Genomic DNA, 4,658 nt, shown 5'->3' with positions numbered 1-4,658 from the left:
GTGCGGGGCGGTGGGACCCGACGCGACCGCGCCGCGTCCAGGTCCACCACCTCAGCACCCGGTCCGGGAGTGTTGGTCAGGTCCGTCTCGGCGGCCTGCCAGTCGAAACCCTCGTCAGGGGCAGTCATGATGGGGTCTTCCTCCAACCTGTCAGGGGATGAGGACCGGCGGCACAGCACGGTTTTCCAGGCCAAGTGCTGTGCCGCCGGGATGCGGGGGTCTACGGGTGGTCGGTCAGACCTCCCACATGGCACCGCAGTGGGTGCAGGCCATGAACTTCTTGCCGTTCACGAAGACGTAGTGGAAGACGGTGTGCGCGCAGCTCGTCACGCTGAACTCCCTGTGGGTCGGGGTGGTCCGGTCGGGCCACCTCCGCGCGGGCACCCGGTGATGGGCGGGTGCCCCACGGGGGCGGTCAGGCCGCGCAGAACAGGGCGGCGATGAACAGCCACCCGACGTGCCACGACTGATCCAGCGCGTACGCGCCGGTGCCCAAGCTGGGGTTGTCGTCGCGGCCCGGTCGGGGCGTGCCGAGTCGGTAGAACCGGGCGCTGCCGGTCTGGTCGGCCAGCCATCGCAGCGGGGTACGCCGATCGGCGATGTAGTGCGTCACGGCCGAGATGCCGAGTCCCACCGCGACGCCGGACGGGTCGAGGCGTAGGCCGGTACCGGCGATCAGGAACACCATCGCCAGCAGGCCGGTGCCGGTGTAGGTGGCGACGTGCGCGGCGCAGGCGAGGCGGCCCGGCCAGCCGGGTTGGCCCTTGCAGTCGGCCTGGTGCTGGGTCTGGACCCAGTGGTCACCCACCTGATGGGCGACGTAGAGCGCGACGAACACGGCCGCGAACACGGCCGCGCGGGAACCCGTGGGGTCTGCGAACATGAAAGACAACTCCCGAGGTCGATACGGCTGACAGGGGTGGGCCGGCGGCACGGCACGGTTCCTAGGCCAGAAGCCGTGCCGCCGGGCGAAATCAGTCGGTGATCGTGGTGCCGTCTGCGCGTCGCTGTCGCTCGTCGGCGGCCCATCCGTGGATCTGCCCTTGCACGTGCGGCGGCAGGTTCCGCCACGCGGCGCGGGTGTCGTCGTCGCGGTGGGTCTGGGTCACGGCCCACTCGGCGACGATGTTCACCAGGTCTTGCCCGGTCGCCTTGCGCTTGCCCATATCAGTGGCCCTCCCTCACGAGGTGGGCCAGGGCGGCGCCCATGCCGAGCACGGCAACGGGCAGGACGGATACGGCGGTGGTGATCCACCAGGGGGCGACGGTGATTCCGGCGGCGACCAGTAGGTGGTAGGCCACCTGGCCGAGCGCGCCGACGAGCAGCGACCCGAGCGCCGACCACTTCGCGAACCGCAGTGCGCGGGGCGGTACCCGTCCGGACAGCCACACGTAGAGGGCGTAGGCGCCGTAGGTTTCGACGCCGATGGGCAGGGTGATCGCGGTGTTGATGGCCAGGCTGTCCCAGATGCCCGGCAGCGGGTGCACCACCCCGAACCCGGTGAGTCCACCGAGTCCAACCCACCCGGACCACACCGCGACGAACGCGGGCAGCGCCAGCAGGATCACCGGCCACGCGGCCACCGGCTTGCCCAGCTTGACCGGTGGGGGTGGGGTGGGCGTGTCCGGGTGTCCGACCGTCGTCACCTCGGCGTCCCGCACGGGCAGCGGGGGCGGCGTCGGGTCGGTGGTCGGTGGCGTGTGCTCGGGCACGGTCGGCGTCGGTGCCGGGTTCGGGCCGATCGGCTCGGCGTAGTCGAACACGGGTGCGGGCGGTGCGGGGGTGTCGGTCTGCGGGGTGAGCAGCGCACCCCGCACCGCCATCGCGGACCGCAACTGCTGGGTGCGGGTCTGCTGGTCGTGCTCGGACTTGAGGCGGGCCAACACCTCGTCGGCCTTCGGCGCACCGATGCGGAACTCCCGCATCAACCGGTTCCGCGACGGGAACTCCTGCCCGTCCGGCAGGGGCAGGGCACGAGCGGCGGGCAGTAGGGCGTCGACGGGTTGCGGATAGCGCGTGCCGTTGATCGTGGGGGCGGTCATGCGGCTTCCTCCATCGGGTAAGCGCAGTCGACGCACTCACCGAGTGAGCGCGGAATGCAGTACGGCCGGACCACACCGCAGACGCGGCAGGTGCGGCGGGCCGTCAGAGCGGCGGTGATGGCGCGCATCTGGGCGGGAGTGGCGGTCCGCTTCGGCAGGGCCAACTCCACCCGGTACAGGTACGCCACCCGGTTGCCACCGACGCCGCGCCAGAGGATCTGCGCGGCAACCGGCTGACCACCGGGCCGCAGACCAGCGACACGCAGCTGACGACGGGCCGCGTAGCCGGCGGGGGCACCCTTCCACCAGAAGGTGGGGATGCCGTAGCGGGTCCCGTCCGGGTCGTGGAACGCGGCGCGGATGCGGGACATCAGGCCGCGCGGTCCGGGCCGGTGGTACGGGCGGCCACCTCGGCGGCGGCCCGCGTGACACGGGACTCGGCCCGACGCAGCCGACGCCAGTCCAGAGCGGTCGGGCCGCCGTGATCCTCGGCGTTGATCAGGGTGATTTCGGCGTCGAGAACGTCCAGTTCGGCGGCGATCAGCGGCCACTCCGTGTCGATCGCGGCCAGGTCGGCGGCGGTCGGCTCAGTGGTGACGAGTGCGAGACGTTTCCTCACGAGAACCTCCGGTACAGGTCGAAACAGCGGGGGAACCCTCGGATCTGAGCCAGCGACGGCAACCGGGGCGGTAGTCGTCGCGGCTCAGTCCCGAGGTTGTGCAGCACGCGGTATCCGCTCCGCTCGCCCTGCTCGGCCGGGACCTACCGGCGTCGACCACCAGGTGGTTCAAGGCAGGGATGCCGCTCGGCGGCGTCTCGCGTGCTCATTCCTGTCGCTATGGAGTTCTCAATGAACGGCCTGATCCGGCGTCTCATGGGCGTGCGGCAACGTGTGCCGTCGTTCCCCGAGCCATCCGGCCGGTACAACGTGGCGTTGTATTCGTGACGCTACAACGTCACGTTGTATTCGTGCAAGCACCTGTACCGCGTAGGCTTGTACTGATGACCGATGCTGACCTGCCCGCCGACTGGTGGACGACGGACCATGTACGCACCTACCTGGCTTCGGTAGGTGTCCCGATCAGTCGCGCAACCTGGGCTTCATACGTCTCACGCGGGCAAGCTCCGGCGCCTGACCGGGTATTCGGCCGGTCCCCGGCGTGGCAGCCCGAAACCATCCGGAAGTGGCAGGCCGAGAGGCCGCGTCGAGGCACCCCCGGCTAAGTCGGATCATCTGGTGCCTCCCGTCCTCGGCTCCCGTCTGCGGCGGCACCTTGCTCGCCTGCCAATGAGACTGCCCGCCGGGCGGCGATTCGGGCAGGTCCTACACACGGACACGAAGGACACGGCCCATGTCCACTGAGGTCCCACGACAGTTCAAGCCCAATCTGGTGCTGGTCAACCGGCGGAAGGCGGTCGGCTGGGAGTCGCGCAAGCGCGCCGCGCGAGAGCTGCACCGCGTAGGCCAACAGCGAGGCATCCGGGAGACACCCACGGTCGAGGCCATCGAGAAAGCGATGTACCGCCACGAGACCGGGCGCGTAGCGGTCACCGACCCGATCTACCGGCAGCTCTACTGCCTGGCGTACGGCGCGAAGCCACACGACCTGTTCGGCGAACTGACCAGCGGTGCTGAGGACCGGCCGCACTTCTCGGTGCGGTCACACAAGTTCGTACCGGCCTTCGTGGGTGCCGAGGGCGCGGCCCTCCTGCGGGGTAGCGCAGGATGCACTCTGGCAGAGGGGCAGTGGCACACCTGCTACTCGACGCCCGTTGAACACCCCGAGGGCGATTGCACCCTGTACGTCTGGCCGTGCGGGTCGACCGTCTTCCATCTGGTCGAGACCTTGCAGATGTCCACGATCGCCGCACTCGCGGCGTGGCGCAAGGTGTCATACGGCGACAACATCAAATGGGCGGCGGACTACCTCTCGCGGCTCGTTGCCGACGTTGACGAGTCCGGGCTATACGTCCTGGGGACTCACTGGCTGATCGAGCCAGCCTGGCCTCCCGAGCTGATCGAGCCAGCGTTGCGCATCATGTCGACGCCATCGGTCTTGCTGCACCGAGACCGCCCGATGGATGACGAGCACCTAGCCCACGCCGAACTGGTCGAGCAGTCCTTGCTTTCCGAGGCGTACGACCATGGAGGCATCGAGTCATTCGGCGTACGCGGGATCTCATCCGGATACGCGTCATGGTCCGGCGTCGTTTATCACCCGGTCGCCGCAGAGCGCTCACTGACGGAGACCGACCTTATCGCCTGCGAACTTGCAGTTCAGTCCATATGGGCTTTCACCGATGCAATCACTCGCCAAATCGAGCAAGGCCGAGACCCAGACGTGCCACGAGAGTACGGGTGGCGGTACCTACGGGGAGTCCGCTCTCGTTTAACAACTTCCCGGCCAAGAGAAACCGGCCAACATCAAGCGATGCGCAGAGCCGTCCTGCGAACGAGCGACCTCACACCAGCCCTCGAACAAGCCATTGAGCCATTCCGCGCAACGTTCTGATTACCGGTGGTGATCATGTGGTGCGGTCGTGGTCGGTGTGGAGCAGGACGAGTGCGGCGGCCACGATCTTGCCGATGTGCCATGGGTCGAGGCTGATGTTGC

The 4,658-nt window shown here is 68.6% G+C and carries 6 protein-coding genes; 1 reads left to right on the top strand and 5 read right to left on the bottom strand.

Annotation, left to right across the window (positions count from 1 at the left end; genetic code table 11):
- Positions 1 to 415: 415 nt before the first annotated feature.
- The 5 genes from C1I93_RS28585 to C1I93_RS28565 all read right to left on the bottom strand — a co-directional run bounded on the left by C1I93_RS28585 (position 416) and on the right by C1I93_RS28565 (position 2,662).
- Complete coding sequence (locus C1I93_RS28585) at positions 416 to 883, bottom strand: DUF3307 domain-containing protein (RefSeq protein ID WP_111246368.1); 468 nt, start codon at positions 881 to 883, stop codon at positions 416 to 418.
- 91 nt (positions 884 to 974) lie between these two features.
- Entirely contained in the window at positions 975 to 1,166 is a 192-nt protein-coding gene (locus C1I93_RS28580) for a hypothetical protein (protein WP_111246367.1), read from the bottom strand.
- Between the two features lies 1 nt (position 1,167).
- Entirely contained in the window at positions 1,168 to 2,043 is an 876-nt protein-coding gene (locus C1I93_RS28575; protein WP_111246366.1) for an ABC transporter permease, read from the bottom strand.
- Complete coding sequence (locus C1I93_RS28570; RefSeq protein WP_111246365.1) at positions 2,040 to 2,414, bottom strand: RRQRL motif-containing zinc-binding protein; 375 nt, start codon at positions 2,412 to 2,414, stop codon at positions 2,040 to 2,042. Before C1I93_RS28570 ends, C1I93_RS28575 begins: the two co-directional genes overlap by 4 nt.
- Positions 2,414 to 2,662, bottom strand: coding sequence for a DUF6284 family protein (locus tag C1I93_RS28565; RefSeq protein ID WP_111246364.1), 249 nt, complete (start codon positions 2,660 to 2,662; stop codon positions 2,414 to 2,416). Before C1I93_RS28565 ends, C1I93_RS28570 begins: the two co-directional genes overlap by 1 nt.
- A gap of 733 nt (positions 2,663 to 3,395) precedes the next feature.
- On the opposite strand from C1I93_RS28565, the gene C1I93_RS28560 reads away from it, so the two are divergent.
- Entirely contained in the window at positions 3,396 to 4,556 is a 1,161-nt protein-coding gene (locus tag C1I93_RS28560; protein ID WP_111246363.1) for a hypothetical protein, read from the top strand.
- The last annotated feature ends 102 nt before the right edge of the window (positions 4,557 to 4,658 follow it).

Origin of the sequence: Micromonospora endophytica (assembly GCF_003236305.1) — a bacterium.
GTDB classification, from domain to species: Bacteria; Actinomycetota; Actinomycetes; order Mycobacteriales; family Micromonosporaceae; genus Micromonospora; species Micromonospora endophytica.
The sequence above is the reverse complement of the archived record's forward strand: the minus strand, read 5'-3'. Positions and strand labels throughout refer to the sequence as shown.

Coding starts and splice junctions, on each gene's coding strand:
- C1I93_RS28560 (WP_111246363.1), top strand. CDS start 3,396: ATGTCCACTGAGGTCCCACGACAGTTCAAGCCCAATCTGGTGCTGGTC.
- C1I93_RS28580 (WP_111246367.1), bottom strand. CDS start 1,166: ATGGGCAAGCGCAAGGCGACCGGGCAAGACCTGGTGAACATCGTCGCC.
- C1I93_RS28575 (WP_111246366.1), bottom strand. CDS start 2,043: ATGACCGCCCCCACGATCAACGGCACGCGCTATCCGCAACCCGTCGAC.
- C1I93_RS28585 (WP_111246368.1), bottom strand. CDS start 883: ATGTTCGCAGACCCCACGGGTTCCCGCGCGGCCGTGTTCGCGGCCGTG.
- C1I93_RS28570 (WP_111246365.1), bottom strand. CDS start 2,414: ATGTCCCGCATCCGCGCCGCGTTCCACGACCCGGACGGGACCCGCTAC.